This is a genomic window from Rhodococcus sp. NPDC059179, from assembly GCF_042754885.1.
Taxonomy (GTDB): domain Bacteria; phylum Actinomycetota; class Actinomycetes; order Mycobacteriales; family Mycobacteriaceae; genus Rhodococcus_G.
Genome location: NZ_JBHZBV010000009.1, coordinates 89,944 through 109,468 on the forward strand (window position 1 = coordinate 89,944; position 19,525 = coordinate 109,468).

At 69.9% G+C, this 19,525-nt stretch carries 23 protein-coding genes; 13 read left to right on the forward strand and 10 right to left on the reverse strand.

Annotated elements, in window-relative coordinates; genetic code table 11:
- Positions 1-8: 8 nt before the first annotated feature.
- The 3 genes from ACFXMV_RS17385 to ACFXMV_RS17395 form a co-directional block, all read right to left on the reverse strand.
- Positions 9-500, reverse strand: a complete 492-nt coding sequence (locus ACFXMV_RS17385; protein ID WP_378500117.1) for a hypothetical protein — start codon at positions 498-500, stop codon at positions 9-11.
- 140 nt (positions 501-640) lie between these two features.
- Complete coding sequence (locus ACFXMV_RS17390; protein WP_378498155.1) at positions 641-1,318, reverse strand: MspA family porin; 678 nt, start codon at positions 1,316-1,318, stop codon at positions 641-643.
- A gap of 101 nt (positions 1,319-1,419) precedes the next feature.
- Positions 1,420-2,079, reverse strand: a complete 660-nt coding sequence (locus ACFXMV_RS17395; protein WP_378498156.1) for an MspA family porin — start codon at positions 2,077-2,079, stop codon at positions 1,420-1,422.
- A gap of 171 nt (positions 2,080-2,250) precedes the next feature.
- Here ACFXMV_RS17395 and ACFXMV_RS17400 point away from each other — a divergent pair, with 171 nt between their 5' ends.
- The 8 genes from ACFXMV_RS17400 (at position 2,251) to ACFXMV_RS17435 (ending at position 7,682) form a co-directional block, all read left to right on the forward strand.
- The gene (locus tag ACFXMV_RS17400; protein WP_378498157.1) at positions 2,251-3,075 is read left to right on the forward strand and encodes a TIGR00730 family Rossman fold protein; all 825 of its coding nucleotides are present in this window, start codon (positions 2,251-2,253) and stop codon (positions 3,073-3,075) included.
- Positions 3,072-3,614: a TIGR00730 family Rossman fold protein gene (locus ACFXMV_RS17405; RefSeq protein WP_378503194.1), complete on the forward strand. Its 543-nt coding sequence runs from the start codon at positions 3,072-3,074 to the stop codon at positions 3,612-3,614. The genes ACFXMV_RS17400 and ACFXMV_RS17405 overlap by 4 nt, the downstream gene beginning before the upstream one ends.
- A 19-nt stretch (positions 3,615-3,633) precedes the next feature.
- The gene (gene folP / locus ACFXMV_RS17410) at positions 3,634-4,539 is read left to right on the forward strand and encodes a dihydropteroate synthase (protein ID WP_378498159.1); all 906 of its coding nucleotides are present in this window, start codon (positions 3,634-3,636) and stop codon (positions 4,537-4,539) included.
- A complete protein-coding gene (locus ACFXMV_RS17415) occupies positions 4,536-5,459 on the forward strand; it encodes a glucosyl-3-phosphoglycerate synthase (RefSeq protein ID WP_378498160.1) in 924 nt (307 codons plus the stop codon). Before folP ends, ACFXMV_RS17415 begins: the two co-directional genes overlap by 4 nt.
- Before the next feature lie 35 nt (positions 5,460-5,494).
- Entirely contained in the window at positions 5,495-5,803 is a 309-nt protein-coding gene (locus ACFXMV_RS17420) for a DivIVA domain-containing protein (protein ID WP_378498161.1), read from the forward strand.
- Positions 5,803-6,387, forward strand: a complete 585-nt coding sequence (locus ACFXMV_RS17425; RefSeq protein WP_378498162.1) for a DNA-3-methyladenine glycosylase I — start codon at positions 5,803-5,805, stop codon at positions 6,385-6,387. The genes ACFXMV_RS17420 and ACFXMV_RS17425 overlap by 1 nt, the downstream gene beginning before the upstream one ends.
- Before the next feature lie 162 nt (positions 6,388-6,549).
- Entirely contained in the window at positions 6,550-6,717 is a 168-nt protein-coding gene (locus tag ACFXMV_RS17430) for a DUF3117 domain-containing protein (RefSeq protein WP_003931055.1), read from the forward strand.
- A 119-nt stretch (positions 6,718-6,836) separates the two neighbouring features.
- Entirely contained in the window at positions 6,837-7,682 is an 846-nt protein-coding gene (locus tag ACFXMV_RS17435) for a putative RNA methyltransferase (protein WP_378498163.1), read from the forward strand.
- Here the strand turns inward: ACFXMV_RS17435 and glgA are convergent.
- A complete protein-coding gene (gene glgA, locus ACFXMV_RS17440) occupies positions 7,655-8,860 on the reverse strand; it encodes a glycogen synthase (protein WP_378498164.1) in 1,206 nt (401 codons plus the stop codon). The genes ACFXMV_RS17435 and glgA overlap by 28 nt on opposite strands.
- A 74-nt stretch (positions 8,861-8,934) precedes the next feature.
- Here glgA and glgC point away from each other — a divergent pair, with 74 nt between their 5' ends.
- Entirely contained in the window at positions 8,935-10,149 is a 1,215-nt protein-coding gene (gene glgC, locus ACFXMV_RS17445) for a glucose-1-phosphate adenylyltransferase (RefSeq protein WP_378498165.1), read from the forward strand.
- A gap of 58 nt (positions 10,150-10,207) precedes the next feature.
- On the opposite strand, the gene ACFXMV_RS17450 is transcribed toward glgC, so the two are convergent.
- Positions 10,208-10,843 (reverse strand): O-methyltransferase, encoded by a 636-nt coding sequence (locus ACFXMV_RS17450; RefSeq protein WP_378498166.1) that lies wholly within the window; start codon positions 10,841-10,843, stop codon positions 10,208-10,210.
- A gap of 278 nt (positions 10,844-11,121) precedes the next feature.
- Between ACFXMV_RS17450 and sigE the strand changes: the two genes are divergently transcribed.
- The 4 genes from sigE to tatB all read left to right on the forward strand — a co-directional run bounded on the left by sigE (position 11,122) and on the right by tatB (position 14,235).
- The gene (sigE, locus tag ACFXMV_RS17455) at positions 11,122-11,760 is read left to right on the forward strand and encodes an RNA polymerase sigma factor SigE (RefSeq protein WP_378498167.1); all 639 of its coding nucleotides are present in this window, start codon (positions 11,122-11,124) and stop codon (positions 11,758-11,760) included.
- A 17-nt stretch (positions 11,761-11,777) separates the two neighbouring features.
- Entirely contained in the window at positions 11,778-12,179 is a 402-nt protein-coding gene (locus tag ACFXMV_RS17460; RefSeq protein WP_378498192.1) for a zf-HC2 domain-containing protein, read from the forward strand.
- Positions 12,180-12,240: 61 nt separating this feature from the next.
- Positions 12,241-13,737: a trypsin-like peptidase domain-containing protein gene (locus ACFXMV_RS17465; protein WP_378498168.1), complete on the forward strand. Its 1,497-nt coding sequence runs from the start codon at positions 12,241-12,243 to the stop codon at positions 13,735-13,737.
- A gap of 84 nt (positions 13,738-13,821) precedes the next feature.
- The gene (gene tatB / locus ACFXMV_RS17470; RefSeq protein ID WP_378498169.1) at positions 13,822-14,235 is read left to right on the forward strand and encodes a Sec-independent protein translocase protein TatB; all 414 of its coding nucleotides are present in this window, start codon (positions 13,822-13,824) and stop codon (positions 14,233-14,235) included.
- A gap of 78 nt (positions 14,236-14,313) precedes the next feature.
- Here the strand turns inward: tatB and ACFXMV_RS17475 are convergent, their stop codons facing one another.
- The 5 genes from ACFXMV_RS17475 to ACFXMV_RS17495 all read right to left on the reverse strand — a co-directional run bounded on the left by ACFXMV_RS17475 (position 14,314) and on the right by ACFXMV_RS17495 (position 19,524).
- Positions 14,314-15,450: an Mrp/NBP35 family ATP-binding protein gene (locus ACFXMV_RS17475; RefSeq protein WP_378498170.1), complete on the reverse strand. Its 1,137-nt coding sequence runs from the start codon at positions 15,448-15,450 to the stop codon at positions 14,314-14,316.
- Positions 15,451-15,475: 25 nt separating this feature from the next.
- Positions 15,476-16,312: a lytic transglycosylase domain-containing protein gene (locus ACFXMV_RS17480; protein WP_378498171.1), complete on the reverse strand. Its 837-nt coding sequence runs from the start codon at positions 16,310-16,312 to the stop codon at positions 15,476-15,478.
- 255 nt (positions 16,313-16,567) lie between these two features.
- Entirely contained in the window at positions 16,568-17,638 is a 1,071-nt protein-coding gene (locus tag ACFXMV_RS17485; protein ID WP_378498172.1) for a lytic transglycosylase domain-containing protein, read from the reverse strand.
- Between the two features lie 91 nt (positions 17,639-17,729).
- Positions 17,730-18,260 (reverse strand): DUF1003 domain-containing protein, encoded by a 531-nt coding sequence (locus tag ACFXMV_RS17490; protein ID WP_378498173.1) that lies wholly within the window; start codon positions 18,258-18,260, stop codon positions 17,730-17,732.
- Positions 18,253-19,524: a magnesium transporter MgtE N-terminal domain-containing protein gene (locus ACFXMV_RS17495; RefSeq protein ID WP_378498174.1), complete on the reverse strand. Its 1,272-nt coding sequence runs from the start codon at positions 19,522-19,524 to the stop codon at positions 18,253-18,255. Before ACFXMV_RS17495 ends, ACFXMV_RS17490 begins: the two co-directional genes overlap by 8 nt.
- Position 19,525 lies beyond the last annotated feature (1 nt).

Below are 19,525 nucleotides of genomic sequence, written 5' to 3' on the forward strand. Positions count from 1 at the left end.
GCTACGCCTCAGAACACCGTGAAGCCGGTGACCGACGGCAGGTGCGGACGGTTGGTGGTGAGCCTCGCCTCGACCCGGCCGGAACCGGTGAAGATCTCCGTGGAGGCGCCGGTGCCGAGGAAGGGCGGTAGCGAACCGTTCACGTCGGACGTCCAAGACCCCGCGGCGCCGGTGTCCAGATTGCGCCAGGAAATGGTGGCGGCCGCCGAGCAGTGCACTCCCGGCGCGGCGGAGAGGCCGACAAACGCGGCGCCCACCGAAAAGAGGACCCAACCGCGGTGGTCAACGCGGTCGGCCCCTGGCCCGGGCTGAATGGTTTCTGAGTACACGGCACCGCCGTACACGCGTCCGCCGCAGGCGATGCCCTCCGCGGCCGACCACGCATCGCCCAGCGTCACGTAGTTGTAGCGGCCCTCATCGGCAGCGGCCGTACCCGAGACACTGAGAAATCCCGCGACCGTCAGGAGCAGGACGCTCGAGCTTCGGGCGATCCTCACCATCGCAGCCCTCCTTCGATCGTGCGCCACCTGTCCAGTCAATCGCACCGCCGGACGGTCCGTTACCCAACGCGTGACCGAGCGCCGAACGCGGCCGGCCCCCACCCCGGCGGTCGGGGTGGGGGCCGGACGTCCTTGCGGGGTCAGCCGATGCTGAACGGCTGACCCCAGAGGGTCGTGCTGCTGGTGACGTTGTCGGTGCTCACCGAGACGGTGGCGTAGGAGCGGGCCTGCGCGTAGCCCGCGCAGCCCTCGACGCCGATCGTGGAGTCGGCGTAGGTGACCGAGCCGGACTTGCCCTTGAACGAGTGTGCGCCGGAGTGGGCCTCGTTGCCGTAGCTGTCCTCCCGCTCCAGGTCGAGGAGCCGGATGTTCTTGGCCTGGCCGGGGCCGATGCTGACGTTGCCGGAGCCCTTTGCCGTCTGCTTGACGGCCTCGCCCTCCCAGTTGGAGGACATCCCGGTGTCGGCACCGCCCTTGCCGCCGAGGGTCAGCTGGCAGGCCACGACGTAGCCCGCGGTGATGCTGCCGCCCTTGGCGTTCGGTCCGGTGACCTCGGCGGCGACCTTGCCCGAGACCCACACGTTGCGGTGCAGCGGGGTCGCGCCCATCGACGGCGAGACGTTGGCGGTCTCGCCGGTCCGGGTGATCGTGACGACGGTGCCGTCGGCGAGCGTCTTGCTGATGCTCCCGTCCGGCAGCGCGGTGAAGGTGTCGGCGTTCGCGGCGCCCGCGGACAGGAAGCCGACCGCGACCGCGGCGGTGGCGCCGACGGCGGCGATCTGCAGCCCGCGACGCAGGCCGGTCTTGCTGGCGTTCATGAATTCCCCTCTGAGGGTTCAGGTTTCAAGTTCAAGTGTGGACTGTGCGCGATCGGTACCCCAGCGGGGGTGAAATTCGCGCACGGGCGGCGCAGCCGCGACTAGCCGATGCTGAAGGGCTGGCCGTACAGGGTGGTCTTGGCGTAGTCGTTGCCGACGATCTCGACCACGGTGTAGGCGCGGGCCTGGGCGTAGCCGCCGCAGTTCTGGATCTCCAGCTGGGTGTCCTGGTACTGCACCGAGTACTTGCCGTTCTTCTTGATGTCCTTGCCGCTCACGCCGACGAACTTGACCTGGCCCGCGGCGAGCGGGACGGTCAGCGAACCCGACATCGACGGACCGTCCAGGCTGATGCCGCCGCCGATGGAGCCACCGAGACCGGTGATGTCGACCTGGCAGCCGACGATGTAGCCGGTGCTGATCCGGGAGACCCCGTGTGTCGACGAGTTGTTGGTGCCGGGGCTGTTCTTGGCGCCGTTCGCCGGGCCCGCCTCGGTCTCGCCGGTGACACCGGTGACGTCCGCGGTCACGGTGCCGGAGACCCACGCCACGCGGCCCGCGCCGTTGGCTGCCAGCGACGGCGAGATCAGGGCGCTCTCGCCGGTGCGGGAGACGACCGCACCCGGACCGGCCTTCTGTCCGTCCGGCAGCGGGACGAAGGTGTCGGCATGCGCCGCACCGCCCGACATCAAACCGATCGCCACCGCCGCAGCGGCCGCGACGCTTCCGACGCGCAGCACGGGCAGGTTCTTCACACTCAATGCAATCCCCTCACAAGGAATCTCGACCAGCAACTCGGACAACCGAGGCAGGCGGGGCATTTCATTGCCGCCGCGAACAAGAAGTTAGCGAAGGCTAAACTGCTTTGCAATTTCTTGCCCTGGCAATTACCGAGTGAATTGGGTCACCCGGGTCGGGATAGCCTTGCTCGCATGGCACCCGACAAGACGCCCGGCCGGGCCGCGAAGCAGAACACCTCGAAGCGGGGCAGCGCCTCGGTCAAGCACCGCGGCCCGATCCTGTTGCGCCGCGACCGCAAGGCGGAAGCGACCACCACCGATCAGCGACTGCTCGATCAGCGCGGGCCGACCGACTGGGTGCACACCGACCCGTGGCGGGTGCTGCGGATCCAGAGCGAGTTCGTCGAGGGCTTCGGCGCGCTGGCAGAGGTGCCGAGGGCGGTGACGGTGTTCGGCTCCGCGCGAACCGGTTCCGACCATCCCGAATACATCGCGGGCCGCGCGCTCGGCGCGGCGCTCGCCGAGGCCGGGTACGCGGTCATCACAGGCGGCGGCCCCGGCGTGATGGAGGCCGCGAACCGCGGCGCAAGCGAATCGGGCGGGTACTCCATCGGACTGGGCATCGAGTTGCCGTTCGAGCAGGGCCTCAACGAGTGGGTCGACCTCGGCATCAACTTCCGCTACTTCTTCGCCCGCAAGACGATGTTCGTGAAGTACTCGCAGGCCTTCATCTGCCTGCCCGGTGGTTTCGGCACCCTCGATGAGCTGTTCGAGGCGCTGACCCTGGTGCAGACCCGCAAGGTCACCCGCTTCCCGATCGTGCTGTTCGGCACCGAGTACTGGTCGGGCCTTGTCGAGTGGATCAGGGGCACTCAGCTGGCCAGCGGCAAGATCTCCGAAGGCGATGTGGAGCTGATCCACGTGACCGACAGCGTCGAGGAGGCCGTGCGGATCGTCGTCGAGTCGCAGCACGGCGTCGACGCCGCCGAGCTGATGGGCACCGAGGAGGAGTGGTGAGCTCCGCGCGCACGATCTGCGTGTACTGCGCCTCCGGGCCGGTCGACGATTCGTACCTCGCCCTCGCGACGGAACTGGGCACCGAGATCGGCCGCCGCGGGCTGCGGTTGGTCTCGGGCGGTGGCAACGTCTCGATGATGGGCGCGGTGGCCAGGGCCGCCCGCGACGCCGGTGCCTGGACCATCGGAGTCATCCCGAAGGCATTGGTGCACAGGGAGGTTGCCGATACCGACGCCGACGAACTGATCGTCACCGACACGATGCGTCAGCGTAAGCAGATCATGGAGGACCTGGCCGACGCCTTCATCACGTTGCCAGGGGGGATCGGCACGCTCGAGGAACTCTTCGAGACCTGGACCGCGGGCTACCTGGGCATGCACGCCAAGCCGGTGGTCCTGCTCGACCCGGTCGGCCACTACTCCGGGCTGCTGAGCTGGCTCGAGGGGCTGCTCGACGGAGGCTTCGTGCAGGAGCGGGCACTCGACCGCCTGCTGGTGACCGCTGCGGTCGACGAGGCGCTCGACGCCTGCGCGCCGTGAGCGTCGTTACCCTCAAGCCATGACCGAACCAGCCGCGAAGCGACCTGACGCGGTGCCCTCGCCTTCGCCGACCCTGTGCGGCAAGCCGGTGGCGACCGATCGGGCGCTGGTGATGGCCATCGTTAACCGCACCCCGGACTCGTTCTACGACCGGGGCGCGACGTTCACCGACGAGGCAGCCATGGCGGCCGTGCACCGCGCGGTCGCCGAGGGCGCGGACCTGGTCGACATCGGTGGTGTCAAGGCGGGCCCGGGGGACGAGGTTGGCGAGGCCGAGGAGATCCGCCGGGTGGTGCCGTTCGTGGAGGCGATCCGGGGCGAGTACCCGGACCTGCTGATCTCCGTCGACACCTGGCGCGGCCCGGTGGCCCGGCTGGCCTGTGGCGCGGGCGCGGACCTGGTCAACGACACCTGGGCGGGCGCCGATCCGACGCTGGTCGAGGTCGCGGCCGAACTGGGCGCCGGATACGTCTGCTCGCACACCGGCGGCGCCGTGCCCCGTACCCGGCCGCACCGGGTGCGCTACGCCGACGTGGTCGCGGACGTGGTCGACGACGTGGTGTCGGCGGCCGTGCGAGCGCGAGATCTCGGGGTGCCCGTCGACGGGATCCTCATCGATCCGACCCACGATTTCGGCAAGAACACCTTCCACGGGCTCGAGTTGTTGCGTCGAGTGGACGATCTCGTAAACACCGGGTGGCCGGTCCTGATGGCGCTGAGCAACAAGGACTTTATCGGGGAGACTCTAGGGGTGGAACTCGCCGAGCGGTTGGAGGGCACATTGGCAGCGACAGCATTGGCGGCCGCGCAGGGCGCCCGCGTTTTCCGGGTTCACGAGGTCGCGTCGACACGCCGGGTGGTCGACATGGTCGCGGCCATCGTCGGCACCAGGGCCCCGGCCCGCACCGTGCGGGGGCTGGCATGAGCACGGCGAGCGCGGTCCGCGTGTGGTCGGAGGCCAACAGCTGGGATCACCCCTCCTGGAGCGTCGCGGATCTGGTCGCGGCGAAGGCAGGCCGGACGGTGTCGGTGGTGCTGCCCGCGCTGAACGAGGAGAAGACCGTGTCCGCGGTCGTGGACACCATCCATCCGCTGCTCGGCAGCCTGGTGGACGAGTTGATCGTGCTCGACTCCGGCTCGACCGACGAGACCGCTGACCGGGCGGCGGCCGCGGGCGCCACCGTGGTGAGCCGCGAGCAGGCGGTGCCTGGGCTCGCGCCGGTGCCGGGCAAGGGCGAGGTGCTGTGGCGCTCGATCGCCGCGAGCACCGGTGACCTGATCGCCTTCGTCGATTCCGACCTGATCAACCCCGACCCGGAGTTCGTGCCGAAGCTGCTGGGGCCGCTGCTCACCGTCGAGGGCATCCACCTGGTGAAGGGGTACTACCGGCGGCCGCTGCGGGTCAGCGGGACCGAGGACGCGAACGGAGGCGGGCGGGTCACCGAACTGGTCGCGCGGCCGCTGCTGGCGGCGATGCGGCCCGAGCTGACCTCGGTGCTGCAGCCCCTCGGCGGTGAGTACGCCGGGACCAGGGAGCTGTTGTCCGCGGTCCCGTTCGCGCCCGGCTACGGGGTGGAGATCGGGCTGTTGCTCGACACGTACGACCGGCTCGGGCTCGGCGCCATCGGCCAGGTGAACCTGGGTGTGCGCAAGCACCGCAACCGGCCGCTGGTCGAGCTCGGGGTGATGAGCAGGCAGATCATCGGCACCATGCTCCGTCGGTGCGGTATCGAGGATTCCGGAGCCGGGCTGACACAGTTCCTGGCCGACGGCGATTCGTTCGTGCCGGTGACCACGGAGGTGTCGCTGACGGATCGACCGCCGATGAACACGCTCAGGCCGTAGGAGTGCGTGTCGGACCGCCGTGACAGGATCGGGGCATGTTCACGGTGCTGCTCTATCTGCTGATCATGGCGCTGGTCGGCGGGCTGTTGTTCCTGGTCGCCTCGGCGGTTTTCGGGCGCGGCGAGGAGATGGCCCCGCTGCCGCCGGGGACGACGGCCACCATGCTCCCCGCGAGCGACGTCACCGGTGCCGACGTGCGGGCGTTGCGGTTCCAGCAGACCGTCCGCGGATACAAGGCCTCCGAGGTGGATTGGGCGCTGGATCGGTTGGGCCGCGAGATCGATTCCCTGCGGAGCGAATTGGCGAGCCTGAGCAAGGAGCCGGCCGCCGGGCCGGAGAAGTGATGAGCGCGGACCCGCAGGACGACGGCCGGATACGGTGCCCGTGGGCGGTGGACGGGTCGGGCTCGCGGATCTACCGCGACTATCACGACCAGGAGTGGGGAACGCCCTTACGCGGTCGGGACGAACTCTTCGAGCGACTGTGCCTCGAGGCCTTCCAGGCAGGGTTGGCCTGGATCACGGTGCTCCGCAAACGGGAAGCGTTCCGGTCGGCGTTCGCGGGCTTCGACGTCGACGCGGTGGCGGCTTTCGGCCCAGAGGACGTCGAGCGGTTGCTGGCCGACCCGGGAATCGTCCGCAATCGGGCGAAGATCGAGGCCTGCATCGCCAACGCGGGGGCGGTGCTCGCGATGACCGACACCGATCTCGACGCGCTGCTCTGGTCATTCGCTCCGCAGCCACGCCCGAGACGATTGCGCACCGTCGACGAGGTGCCTGCGGTGACGGCGGAGTCGACCGCGATGGCCAAGGAACTCAAGCGTCGAGGATTCAAGTTTGTGGGTCCGACCACGGCATATGCCCTGATGCAGGCCACCGGGATGGTCGACGATCACCTGCTCGATTGCTGGGTTCAGGCGCGCCGCTGAGCCCGGATTCCGGTCCACAATCGAACGGAAAAGAGACTCAGGTTCCCGGCAATCCTTGCAATAGGGAAGAATGGCACATGTGATCCCCGACAACAGCTGTCGGGGAACCGACGGTAAGCCTAGGCGCAGAGCTTGTCAGCGCAGATCTGGAGGGAGCAGGTAATGGCGGCCATGAAGCCCCGGACCGGTGACGGTCCCCTCGAAGCCACCAAGGAAGGGCGAGGAATCGTCATGCGGGTTCCGCTCGAGGGTGGAGGTCGGCTCGTCGTCGAGCTGACCCCGGAAGAAGCCGCCGCGCTCGGAGACGAGCTGAAGGGCGTCACCAGCTAGCTCCTGGAAAGGTTCGGTTCGACGGACAGCGTCGGACGCGAGCCTTCAGGCATATGGCCCCGCTTGCCACCTCGGCTCGCGGGGTCTTTGCGGTGCGATCGATCGAGAGAGGTGGACCGATGCTGGCCGATGTCGTCGGGCTGCTCGCCTGCCCGCACTGCGGCGGGGACCTCGACGTTGCCGACCGCACCCTGCTGTGCGGCCGGGGACACAGCTTCGACGTCGCCCGGCAGGGCTATGTCAGCCTGCTGTCCGGGTCCGCGAAGTTCACCGGCGACAGTGCCGAGATGATCGCGGCCCGTGCCCGATTCCTCGACGGCCACCATTTCGACCCGCTGATGGACGCGGTGGCCCGCGCCTGCGTCGCCGCGGCCCCGCACGACCCGGCGGTGCTCGAGGTCGGCGCGGGCACCGGCCACTACCTCGCCGCCGTCCTCGACGCGCTGCCGGCCGCGCAGGGGATCGGCGTGGACGTGTCGAAGGCCGCCGCGCGATGGCTCGCCCGCAGCCATCCGCGGGCGGCGTCGGTGGTCGCCGACATCTGGACCCAGCTCCCGGTCCGCGGGCACGCCCTCAGCCACGTGCTGTCGATCTTCGCCCCCCGCAACGCCGCGGAGCTGCGCCGGGTGCTGCGGCCGGACGGCACGCTGGTGGTGCTCACCCCGACGGACCGGCACCTGCGTGAGATCGTGGACCTGCTTGGACTCGTTCGGGTGGACGAGAACAAGACGGTGCGCCTTGGCGCCACCATGTCCGGGCATTTCGAGCGGGTGGACCGGGTCGGCGTCGAATACCCGATGACCCTCTCGCGCACCGACGTCGACAGCCTGATCGCGATGGGCCCGTCCGCCCGGCACCTCGGGGACGAGGCCAGGGCGCAGCGCATCGCCGGGTTGGCCGAGCACTCGACGGTGACGGCGTCCGTCACGATCAGCAGCTACCGGCCGATTCCGGCCGCGGGCTGACGACCGTTGTACCCCTCGACCGCGGCCTCGTAGACCGCGAGGGTCTGCCGGGCGATCTCACCCCAGGAGAAGTGCGCGATCGCCCTCGCCCGGCCCGCCCGGCCCATCGCGGACGCGCCCGCTCGGTCGGCGGTGATCGCGTTGACCGCCGCCGCCAGCGCGTGTTCGAACGCCTCCGGCTCGTAGGAGTTGTAGTGCACCAGGTGCCCGGTGACGCCGTCCTCGACCACCTCGGGAATGCCGCCGACATCGGAGGCCACCACCGCGGTCTCGGTGGCCATCGCCTCCAGGTTCACGATGCCGAGCGGCTCGTACACCGAGGGACACACGAACACCGTTGCCGCGGAGAGAATCTCCCGAACCTGAGCGGTGGGCAGCATCTCCCTGACCCAGAACACGTTGCCCCGCGCCTCGGACAGTTTCGCCACCGCGCGCTCGGTTTCCTCTGCGATCTCGGGCGTGTCGGGCGCGCCTGCGCACAGCACCAGCTGCACGTCGGGGTCGAAGTCGTGGGCTGCGGCGATCAGGTGGCCGACGCCCTTCTGCCGGGTGATCCGGCCGACAAATGCCGCGATCGGCGCGGCCGGGTCGACACCCAGATCGCGCAACACCGACGCCGGGCGTTCGCCGCCGAAATCCGGGTACCAAACGTCGGTGTCAATCCCGTTGCGCACCACGTGCACTCGATCCGGGTTGACGAACGGATAGGCGTCGAGCACGTCGAGCCGCATGCCCGCGCTGACCGCGATGATGGCGTCGGCGTTCTCCGCCGCGTTGCGCTCGGACCAGGAGGAGATGCGGTACCCGCCGCCGAGCTGCTCGGCCTTCCACGGGCGTCGGGGCTCGAGCGAGTGCGCGGTCATGATGTGCGGTAGCCCGTACAGCTCGCCCGCGAGATGACCGGCCAGGCCGGTGTACCAGGTGTGCGAATGCACCACGTCCGCCGCGCCAGCCGCGTTCGCCATCCGCAGCTGCGCCGACAGCATGGTCATCGCGGGATTGGCGCCTGCCAGAGCGGGATCGGGCTGGTGCACGATCGCACCCTCGCGGGGCTCGCCCATGCAGTGCACCTCGACGTCGCAGAGCCGGGCGAGCTGGGCGACGAGCTCGGTGACGTGGACCCCCGCGCCACCGTAGATCTCCGGGGGGTACTCCCTGGTCATCATCGCAACCCGCACGCGATAAACGTAGCCGCCGGGCCGTCTTCGGGCCACCGCTGGCGGGGGTCAGGCGCGGCCGATAGGTTGACAGGGTGAGGAGCCAGCCGCATGTGCTCGGAATCGTGCTCGCCGGAGGCGAAGGGAAACGTCTGTACCCGTTGACCGCTGACCGGGCGAAGCCCGCGGTGCCGTTCGGTGGGGCCTACCGCCTGATCGACTTCGTGCTGAGCAACCTGGTCAACGCCGGCTACCTCCGGATCTGTGTGCTGACCCAGTACAAGTCGCATTCCCTCGACCGGCACATCTCCCAGACGTGGCGGCTGTCGGGGTTCGCCGGGGAGTACATCACCCCGGTCCCCGCACAGCAGCGGCTCGGCCCGCGCTGGTACACCGGCAGCGCCGACGCGATCCTGCAGTCGCTCAACCTCGTCTACGACGAGGATCCGGAATACATCGTCGTGTTCGGTGCCGACCATGTCTACCGGATGGACCCGGAGCAGATGGTCCAGCACCACATCGAGTCCGGCGCGGGCGTCACCGTCGCCGGGATCCGGGTGCCGCGCAGCGAGGCGTTCGCGTTCGGCTGCATCGACTCCGACGAGTCCGGGAAGATCACCCAGTTCCTGGAGAAGCCGGCGCACCCGCCCGGCACCCCCGACGACCCGAACGTGACGTTCGCGTCGATGGGCAACTACGTGTTCACCACCAAGGTGCTCGTCGACGCGATCCGCGCCGACTCGGAGGACTCGAACTCCGACCACGACATGGGCGGCGACATCATCCCGAAACTCGTCAGGGAGGGCGCGGCGCACGTCTACGACTTCAAGGACAACGTGGTGCCCGGCGCGACCGACCGTGACCGCGGCTACTGGCGCGACGTCGGCACCATCGACGCCTTCTACGACGCGCACATGGACCTGGTGTCGGTGCACCCGGTGTTCAACCTGTACAACCGGCGCTGGCCGATCCGCGGCGCCGCCGAGAACCTGGCGCCCGCGAAGTTCGTGCAGGGCGGACTCGCACAGGAGTCGATCGTCGGATCCGGCTGCATCCTGTCGGCCGCGACGGTCCGCAACTCGGTGCTCAGCTCCAACGTGATGGTCGACGACGGCGCCACCGTCGAGGGCAGCGTGCTGATGCCGGGCGTGCGGGTCGGCAAGGGTGCGGTGGTGCGGCACGCGATCCTGGACAAGAACGTGGTGGTCGGCGAGGGCGAGATCATCGGCGTCGACCTCGAGCGCGACCGCCAGCGGTTCGCCGTCAGTCCCGGCGGCGTCGTCGCGATCGGCAAGGGCGTCTGGATCTGAGCCCACCGACTGCAGCGCCGGCGACCGCGGAGACGAGATGGCCTGCGGCCGACCGAGGTTACTCCGAGCGCGACGCGCAGAGCAGACCGTCGCCGACCGGCAGCAGCACCTTCGTCAACCGGTCGTCCTCGGCGATCGCCCTGGCCGCCGAGCGGACGGCGAGGGTGGTCGCGTCGCGCTGGTTGGGGTCGGCGACGCGACCGCCGAGCAGCGCGTTGTGCAGGACGATCACCCCTCCTGGCCGGAGCAGCCGAACGCCCTCGGCGACGAACTGCGGGTGGTCGGCGGGAGAGGTGTCGACGAACACCAGGTCGTAGGCGGCGTCGGCGAGGCGGGGCAGCACGTCCAGCCCCCAGCCGTTGATCAGCCGGGTGCGCCCGGGCGCGATCTCGCCTGACCGGAACGCGTCCTTGGCGGCCCGCTGGTGCTCGGGTTCGGTGTCGATCGTGGTGAGCACCCCGTCCGCGCGCATGCCGTCGAGCAGCCACAGCCCGCTGACGCCTGCGCCGGTCCCGATCTCCACCACGGTCTTCGCGTCGAGCATCTGCGCGAACAGGCTCAGCAGGGCGCCGACCGATGGCGGAACGGGGGTCGCGCCGAGGTCGTCGGCCCGTTCACGCGCGAGCGTGAGGATCGCGTCTTCCAGGACCGATTCCTCGGTGTGAGCCAGCAGCTGCTCGGCGTTGTTGTGCACGATCCGAGGTTATAGCCGACACACTGCGGTGGAGTCGAGGCGCGCACGTGAGCTTGGCCGCTGACCCGCAGATTCTCAGCTGAACCTCAGGTTGCTCACACATCTCGCACATTTGGATCGGAAAGGGTGGGTCCATACGAGATCGCTGACCGCCCGGAAGGGGTATCGGACGAAACCGGCGGGGGGAACAAACCCGACATCGCGGGGGTTGTGCCTTTTGTTCGCATCGTCTGTGCTCACTCACCAGCTGTCCTTAGCAGGAGGTTTCCACAATCTCGATGGTCAACGCCGTTCCCGCCTTCGACGCGGAGTTCACCGAGTCGGTGTCCACGGGTGGCGCCGCCGCCGCAGATCTGAGCGGCACCGCCGCCTTCGACGCCACCGGCGATCAGACCACCATGCCCTCATGGGACGAACTCGTCCGTGAGCACGGCGACCGGGTATATCGGCTGGCCTACCGGCTCTCGGGCAACGCGCAGGACGCCGAGGACCTCACCCAGGAGACCTTCATCCGGGTGTTCCGCTCGCTCTCGAACTATCAGGCAGGCACCTTCGAGGGGTGGCTGCACCGGATCACCACGAATCTGTTCCTCGACATGGTGCGGCGCCGCAACCGGATCAAGATGGAGGCGCTGCCCGAGGACTACGAGCGAGTGCCCTCCGATCGCCCCAACCCGGAGCAGATCTACCACGACGCCCGGCTCGATCCCGAGCTGCAGTCCGCACTTGACTCGCTGGCACCGGAATTCCGCGCCGCGGTGGTGCTCTGTGACGTCGAAGGCCTGTCGTACGAGGAGATCGGTGCCACACTGGGAGTCAAGCTCGGGACCGTGCGCAGCCGAATCCACCGTGGTCGGCAGGCGCTGAAGGAGTACCTCACTTCGGTGTCCGGGACAGGGAAGATGACATTCGCATGACCGTGCAGGAGGGTTGGATGACGCAGGCCCGGAAACCGCGCCGGTTCAGCTCGACCGAGCACTTGGCGAGCGAGGCGGTCGCGGCGTACGTCGACGGCGAGCTGCAGATGAACGCCTACCTCCGGGCCTCGCAGCACCTGTCGATGTGCCCGGAGTGCGCGGCCGAGGTCGACGCCCAGCATCACGCGCGCGGCGCGCTGCGCCAGGCGCCCGAGATCAGCATGCCCAGTTCGCTTCTCGGCGTGCTCAGTCAGATCCCGATGTGCACCCCGCCCTCGGATGTCGACGCCTCGGGGGACGACCGCGGCCGTCGCTTCGCGGAACGGGCCGGACTCCGGCGTCCCGACGGCAAGGCCGGTGCCGTGATCGCGGCGATGGTGACGTCGTACACGTTCGCGTCCTGGCGTCGGAAGCGGTAGCCGGCACCGCGTCGGTGATACTGGGAACCGTGACTGACGCCAACGAGGGGTACACAGCCGCGTGAACTCGGATCCCGCACAGCCCGCCGCAGGCCCGCGGCCGGACGGCGCAGCCGAACGCGATACGGCCCCGCCGCGCCTGACGCCTCGACCGCTGTACCGCCCCACCGTCGACCCGGCGGCCGCGGCGGCGTTCGGTCGGCCTGACGGCGTCGATTCCTCCTTCGCGCCCGGCGCGGGCCGGGGTGCCGACCCCAAGGTGGCCGTTCGGAGTCCCGACCCGGTGCTCGCCGAGGCGTTCGGCCGACCGGCAGGCGAAACCGATTCGATCCAGCGTGATCCCTCTGCGGGCGAGGTCGACGAGCCCGGCGTGGAGGTCCCGGCCGACCCGTGGCGGGATCCGGACGCCCCCGCACGTCTCGGAGGCCCTGCCCTCGACGCCCCGGCAGATGAGGAATTGCCCGCGCCCGCCCTCGGCGTCCGCGACGTGCTGCTCGGCGAGCGCATCGCGCCCCGGGCGCTGGCCGCGCTGACGGGCGTCGCGCTGGCGATCGGCCTGGTCGGCGGCATCATCGGGCGCGTCACCGCGGAGAACGTCGGCGCGCTGACCAGTCAGCGGGTCGAGCTCACCCAGTCGAGCGGGGACGCCACCGAGCTCGGTCAGGTTGCGAAGGTGGCCGAGGCGGTGCTGCCGTCGGTGGTGTCCATCCAGGTCGCCCTCGGTGAGCAGTCCGGCACCGGCTCGGGCGTGGTCATCGAAGGCGCCGGGTACATCGTCACCAACAACCACGTGATCTCGATGGCCGCGACGAACCCGGACGACGCCACGCTCCGCGTCGTGTTCTCCGACGGCACCAAGGCTCCGGCGCGTGTCGTTGGCCGCGACACGAAGACCGACCTCGCGGTGCTCAAGGTGGATGTCGGCAACCTGACCGTCGCCGAGCTCGGCCGATCCTCGGACCTGAAGGTCGGTGACGACGTGGTGGCGGTCGGTTCACCGTTGGGCCTGAGCCGGACGGTCACCAGCGGGATCGTCAGTGCGCTGCATCGCCCGGTTCGGCTCACCGGCGAGGGCACCGACACCGACGCGGTGATCGACGCGGTCCAGACCGATGCCGCGATCAATCCCGGCAATTCCGGCGGTCCGCTGGTGGACCGGGAGGGCCGGGTGATCGGGATCAACTCCGCCATCCGCAGCGAGAGCGGGGGATCGGTTGGTCTCGGGTTCGCGATCCCCGTCGACGACGTCACCGCGGTCGCACAGGAGCTGATCCGCACCGGCGCCATGCACCACCCCGAGATCGGGGTGAACGCGAGGTCGGTGACCAACGAGCAGACCAGCGGCGCCGAGGTGGCGAACGTCAAGGAGGGCGGGCCGGCGCAGCAGGCCGGGATCGTCGAGGGCGATGTCATCGTCAAGGTCGGCGATCGCGACGTGACCAGCGCGGACGAGCTGGTGGTCGCGGTGCACCAGCAGGCCGTCGGCCAGCCGGTCCCTGTGCAGCTGGTTCGGGCGGGGCGGACTGTCGAAGTGCAGGTCACGCCCGCGTCCGACTGAGTGTCCGCCCTCGGGATCGCGGAATGTGGTGTGAATTCGGCACTGATCGCGGCGCGAATCGCCGCGGGCACGTAGGCTGACCCGGTGTTTGGCAACATTGGCTGGGGCGAGTTCATGGTCCTACTCGTCGCGGCGCTCGTGATCCTCGGACCCGAGCGGCTGCCCGGTGCCGTCTCCTGGGTGTCGAAGTCGCTGCGCCAGGTGCGTGACTACGCGGGCGGCGCGACCCAGCAGCTCAAGAGCGAGCTCGGTCCCGAGTTCGAGGACCTGCGCAAGCCGCTCTCCGACCTGCAGCAGCTGCGGGGGATGACGCCGCGCTCGATGATCACGAAGCATCTGCTCGACGGCGACGACTCGATCCTCACCGGGAACTTCGACGCGAAGCCGAAGAGCGGTGGCGGGCCCGGCGGCGCCACTTCCCTGCCCGCCTCGCCGCAGCGCGAGTCGACGCCGCTCGCCACGGGTGAGCGCCCGCCGTACGACGCCGACGCGACGTAGCAGCAGACAGGCAGCTTCGCTGCCCGTGCGCGGTTAGCGGGTCCACAGACCCGTTAACCGCGCACGGGCGCGTAGCGCTTACAGGTGTCGAGTGGTGTCGATGCCGAGCGACATGCCGGCCAGGCCGCGGGAGCGGACCGCGAGCTTCTCGGCGACGTCGCGCAGCGCGGTGGCTGCGGGGGAGTCCGGCGCGCTGAGCACGATCGGGACACCCTCGTCGCCGCCAACGCGGACGGCCTGCTCGAGCGGGATCTGTCCGAGCAGCGGCACCTTGGCGCCAACGGCCTTGGTGAGCCGGTCGGCAACGGCCTGACCGCCGCCGGAGCCGAAGACGTCCATTCGGGTGCCGTCCGGCAGGTCCATCCAGGACATGTTCTCCACGACCCCGACGATGCGCTGGCGGGTCTGCAGTGCGATCGCGCCTGCGCGCTCGGCCACCTCGGCCGCGGCCTGCTGCGGGGTGGTGACCACCAGGATCTCCGCGCCGGGGATCAGCTGGGCGACGGAGATCGCCACGTCGCCGGTGCCGGGCGGGAGGTCGAGCAGCAGCACGTCCAGGTCGCCCCAGAAGACGTCGGCGAGGAACTGCTGCAGCGCGCGGTGCAGCATCGGTCCACGCCAGACGACGGGGGTGTTGCCCTGGGTGAACTGCGCGATCGAGATGAGCTTCACGTCGTGCGACTGCGGCGGCATGATCATCCGCTCGACCTGCGTGGGCTTGGCGTCGGTGCCGAGCATGCGGGGGACCGAGTGGCCGTAGATGTCCGCGTCGAGGACGCCGACCGACAGGCCGCGCGCGGCCATCGCGGCCGCGAGGTTGACTGTGACGCTGGACTTTCCGACGCCGCCCTTGCCGGAGGCGACGGCGTACACGCGGGTCAGTGAGCCGGGCTGGGCGAACGGGATGACCGGCTCGGTGGCGTCGCCGCGCAGCGACTTGCGCAGCTCGGTGCGCTGCTCGTCGTTCATCACGTCCAGCTCGACGCGGATGGCGCCGATGCCGGACACGTCGGCGACCGCCTTGGTGACCCGATCGGTGATCTCGGTCCGCATCGGGCAGCCCGCGGTGGTCAGGTAGATCTCGATGTCCACACTGGCGTCATCGGACAGCGCGACGCTCTTGACCATCCCCAGCTCGGTGATGGGCTTGCGGATCTCCGGATCGAGCACCCGGGAGAGCGCGCTACGAACGTCGGACTCGGTCACTACTGGCATGCCCTAATCCTAGGTTGCCTGGGATTCAGTGGATTCGCGGGAGGGCGTCCGCGGTGGGGGTGATGCCGGTCGAGTAGGCGAGCGCCCATGCGGTCACGTTCGCCACGTAGGCCATCGAGTTGTTGTAGCGGTGGATCGCCATGGTCGCCGAGCCGATGTCGCGCATGTTGGTCCCGCGGTCGCACAGGTACTTTCCGGTCGCCGCGGCGGAGTCGTACAGGTTCTGCGGATCGACCTTGCCGTCGCCGTTGCCGTCGGCGCCGAACTGCGCCCAGGTGGTGGGGATGAACTGTGTGGGGCCAACCGCGCGGTCGTAGACGGTGTCGCCGTCGAGGGTGCCGCCGTCGGAGTCCATGATCACGGCCTGGCCGGGCAGGCTGCCGTTGAGGGGCAGGCCGATCACCGGCTCGAACACGTCGCCCTTGTCGTCGGCCTGGCCGCCGTTGGCGTGCCGCGACTCGACCATGCCGATGCCGGCGATCTGCATCCAGGTGATGCCGCAGCCGGGCAGGTCCTTCGCGAGCAGCTTCTCGGCGGACTGGTAGGCGGCGAAGTTGATCCCGGGGATGCCGAGCGGTCCGCCGGGCAGGGGGGCGGGCGCGGGTGCTGGCTCCGGAGCGGGCGGCAGGGCCGGTGCGAGCTCGGGGGCGGGCGTGGCCACGGCGGCGGGCGCGGGCTCCGGCTGCTGCGGTGCGGAGGGAACGTCGGCGATCGGCGCGGACTCGGCGGCGACCGTGAACGGGAGCGAGGGGGAGGCGCTTGCCGTGGTTCCGACGACCAGTCCGGCCGGGACGAGCCCGGCGAGCGCCACGACCGAGTTGCGGCGAAGGTTCGAGTCCTTCTTCTTGCTGTGACGACCCACGGTGATCCTCCTGCGTCCCGGTCGGGGGCACTGATTTGTTATCGACCGGAGCCGAGGCTACCCGAATTCGAGATACTTCCGTTACTTTACCGTGATCTGCGTAGCCAGATTTTGACCGTCATCGCTGGTCGGACGCGAAAAGCGGATAATTTCAGTTAGGTCACGCCAGCGGCGGGTCGAGACCGAAAAGAGGGCCGTTCGAGATCTGGGCGAGGACTGGCGCAGGGCGCGGGTGCCTGCTCTTCGACCGCGCGGTCAGGGTACGGGCGGTGGAGGCGGCGCCACCGGCGCTGCGGGAGCGGCGCCGGGCGGCGGGCAGAAGATCAGGCACGGCAGCTCGGGCAGTCCGGGGATCAGTGGCGCAGGGGCAGGGGCCAGGGCGCCAGGCGCGGCGGGTGCGGCGGCATCGAGCGCGCGGCCGCCGTCCACCGGTCGGCCGGGCTCGGGGGTCGAGGTCGACTCGACCGGCTCAGGCCTGATGTCCGGGATCGAGCCGGGGGCGGGCGTCCCGCCGCCCGCGTATGCCGCAGACCAGGCCAGCACGTTGGCCGCGTACGCCATCGAGTTGTTGTAGCGCAGCACCGCGCGCACCTCCTGGGCGCTCTCGCGCAGGTTCAGCCCACCCGAGCACAGGTATCTGGCGGCCGCGAGCGAGGCATCGAAGATGTTGTTCGGGTCGGCGGCACCGTCGCCGTTGCCGTCCGCCGCATGCCGTGCCCAGGTGCCCGGGATGAACTGCATGGGCCCGACCGCGCGATCGTGCTTCTTGTCGCCGTCCAGGCTGCCGTCGTCGGTGTCGGTGATGACGTTGTTGCCCGCGAGGTGCCCGTCCAGCGTCGGCCCGAGGATCGGGGTCACCGTGGTGCCCGCGGCGTCGGTGCGCCCGCCGCCCGCGTGGCCGGACTCGATCCGGCCGATCCCGGCTAGCAGGTGCCAGGTCACCCCGCAGCCCGGTGCCTCCGCGGCCATCGTCGACTCGGCGACGCGGTACGCGCCCAGCACCAGCTCGGGGATGCCGAGTTCGCTCAGCGCGACCGGCATCGGCGACAGCCGCGGGGCGAGGGTCGGCGGCAACTCGAACCGGACCGGCGGCGGCGGGGTGTAGGCGTGCGGTGCGCGGGCGGGCCGCGGTGCTGGGGGCAGCAGGCCGACCGTGCCCGCCCCGGACGGGTCGGTGACCTCGGGCGCCGCGACCGCGTACCCGGCCAGGGTGGGTGCAGCGGTGCCGAACGGGCCGAAGCCGAGCGCGGCGCCGACCGACGCGGCCGCCGCCCCGACCGCGACCATCGTCGCCGTCGATGCCGCCGCGAGACCCCTGATCCGCATCCGCCCACCCTTCGCGATGCCCGACCCATGAAATGTGACCCAGATTACATATCGGCGACGGTGGTGGTGCTTCTTTGGCGGGTCGGGTGGCTCACCGGCGCGGCGGCCGGGGTTCCTCGTCGTCCTGCGCGGTCAGCAGTGACTTGATCTCCTCGAGTTCACGGCGCAGATAGTCCCTTGTGGCGACCTCCCCGACGGCCAGGCGCAGCGCGGCGAGCTCGCGGGCCAGGAACTCGGTGTCGGCCTTGGTCTGCTCGGCCCTGGACCGGTCCTCCTCGAGCGAGACGCGGTCCCGGTTCTCCTGGCGGTTCTGTGCCAGCAGGATCAGTGGCGCGGCATAGGCCGCCTGTGTGGAGAACGCGAGGTTGAGCAGGATGAACGGATAGGGATCCCACTGCAGCCGGATCGCGAACACGTTCAGGGTGATCCAGACGATCACGACGATCGTCTGGATGGCCAGGTAGCGCCCGGTGCCCAGGAATCGGGCGAACCGCTCGCCGACCCGTCCGACGGCCTCGACGTCGAACTGGAAACTGAACAGGCGCGTCCCGCGTGGGGTGTCGAGCCGCTGCCGCGCGCTCAGCGCCGTCGTCTTTTCCGATGCTGTCCGCTTCTCACTCATCGGCCACTTCCTGTTCGCGCCAGTCCTCCGGCAGCAGGTGATCGAGCACGTCGTCGACGGTGACGGCGCCGAGCAGATGCTCCTCGTCGTCCACCACCGGCCCGCAGACCAGGTTGTATCTCGCGAAGTATCGGGTCACCGCCGTCAGCGAGTCGTCCGGGTCGAGTCGGCTCAGGTCGGTGTCCAGCACCCCGCCGACCAGCGACGCGGGCGGCTCACGCAGCAGCTGCTGCAGGTGCACGCAGCCGAGATATCGCCCGGTGGGGGTCGAGATCGGCGGCCGGACCACGAACACCAGGCTGGCAAGCGCGGGTGTCAGGTCCGGATTCCGGACCCGGGCCAACGCCTCGGCGACGGTGGTGGCGGGCGTGAGGATCACCGGTTCGGGCGTCATCAGGCCGCCCGCGGTGTCGGGGGAGTGCTCGAGAAGCCGGCGCACGGGAGCGGACTCCTCGGGGTCCATCAGCTGCAGCAGCGACTCCGCCTCCGCGTCGGGCAGCTCGCCGAGCAGGTCGGCGGCGTCGTCGGGGTCCATCGCCTCGAGCACATCGGCTGCGCGCTCCACCTCGAGGTGGGTGAGCAGGTCGGTCTGATCGTCGGAAGGCAACTCCTGCAGCACATCTGCGAGCCGCTCGTCGTCGAGGGCGACGGCCACCTCGTGACGGCGTTTGTCGGGCAGCTCTCGGATCGCGGCCGCGACGTCGGCCGGGCGCATGCCCTCGAATTGCGCGAGCAGCTGCGAGACACCCTGCCCCGGCAGCGCGAGCTGCGTATGCGTCAGACCCGACACGTGCTGCCACTCGACGACATGCATCGCCGCTCGCCGCGTCAACCGTCCACGAGGCTTGCGGACCGCGACCCGCGAGACGACCCAGTCCCTGGTCCGGGTCAGCTCGATCCCGAGATCCACGACGAGCACGTCGACGCCTTCGAGTTCCTCGAGCTCGGGATCGTCCACGCGCACCCGGGTGTCGAGCACCTGCGCGAGCGCGAGGACCTCGCCGGGCTTCTGGGTGAACCGCCGCAGACTCACGTTGCCGGTCAGCGTGACGGAGCCGGGTTCGATCGCGGTCACCCGCAGCATCGGGATGAATATCCGCCGCCGGGTGAGCAATTCGACGACCAGGCCGAGGACCCGGGGGCGCTGTCGACCGATCCGGATGGTGATGACGACGTCGCGGACGCGGCCGATCGATTCGCCGTCCGGCCCGAGCACCACCAGGCCGGCGAGCCTGGCTACGAAGACCTTGCTCACTGCTGCCATG

Bases quoted from the DNA above. Each gene is read 5' to 3' on its own strand.
- ACFXMV_RS17400 (WP_378498157.1), top strand. From the start codon at position 2,251: ATGGCACCCGACAAGACGCCCGGCCGGGCCGCGAAGCAGAACACCTCG.
- ACFXMV_RS17485 (WP_378498172.1), bottom strand. From the start codon at position 17,638: ATGCGGATCAGGGGTCTCGCGGCGGCATCGACGGCGACGATGGTCGCG.
- ACFXMV_RS17490 (WP_378498173.1), bottom strand. From the start codon at position 18,260: ATGAGTGAGAAGCGGACAGCATCGGAAAAGACGACGGCGCTGAGCGCG.
- ACFXMV_RS17435 (WP_378498163.1), top strand. From the start codon at position 6,837: ATGCTGGCCGATGTCGTCGGGCTGCTCGCCTGCCCGCACTGCGGCGGG.
- ACFXMV_RS17390 (WP_378498155.1), bottom strand. From the start codon at position 1,318: ATGAACGCCAGCAAGACCGGCCTGCGTCGCGGGCTGCAGATCGCCGCC.
- ACFXMV_RS17425 (WP_378498162.1), top strand. From the start codon at position 5,803: ATGAGCGCGGACCCGCAGGACGACGGCCGGATACGGTGCCCGTGGGCG.
- ACFXMV_RS17495 (WP_378498174.1), bottom strand. From the start codon at position 19,524: ATGGCAGCAGTGAGCAAGGTCTTCGTAGCCAGGCTCGCCGGCCTGGTG.
- ACFXMV_RS17460 (WP_378498192.1), top strand. From the start codon at position 11,778: ATGACGCAGGCCCGGAAACCGCGCCGGTTCAGCTCGACCGAGCACTTG.
- ACFXMV_RS17475 (WP_378498170.1), bottom strand. From the start codon at position 15,450: ATGCCAGTAGTGACCGAGTCCGACGTTCGTAGCGCGCTCTCCCGGGTG.
- folP (WP_378498159.1), top strand. From the start codon at position 3,634: ATGACCGAACCAGCCGCGAAGCGACCTGACGCGGTGCCCTCGCCTTCG.
- sigE (WP_378498167.1), top strand. From the start codon at position 11,122: ATGGTCAACGCCGTTCCCGCCTTCGACGCGGAGTTCACCGAGTCGGTG.
- ACFXMV_RS17385 (WP_378500117.1), bottom strand. From the start codon at position 500: ATGGTGAGGATCGCCCGAAGCTCGAGCGTCCTGCTCCTGACGGTCGCG.
- ACFXMV_RS17420 (WP_378498161.1), top strand. From the start codon at position 5,495: ATGTTCACGGTGCTGCTCTATCTGCTGATCATGGCGCTGGTCGGCGGG.
- ACFXMV_RS17415 (WP_378498160.1), top strand. From the start codon at position 4,536: ATGAGCACGGCGAGCGCGGTCCGCGTGTGGTCGGAGGCCAACAGCTGG.
- ACFXMV_RS17430 (WP_003931055.1), top strand. From the start codon at position 6,550: ATGGCGGCCATGAAGCCCCGGACCGGTGACGGTCCCCTCGAAGCCACC.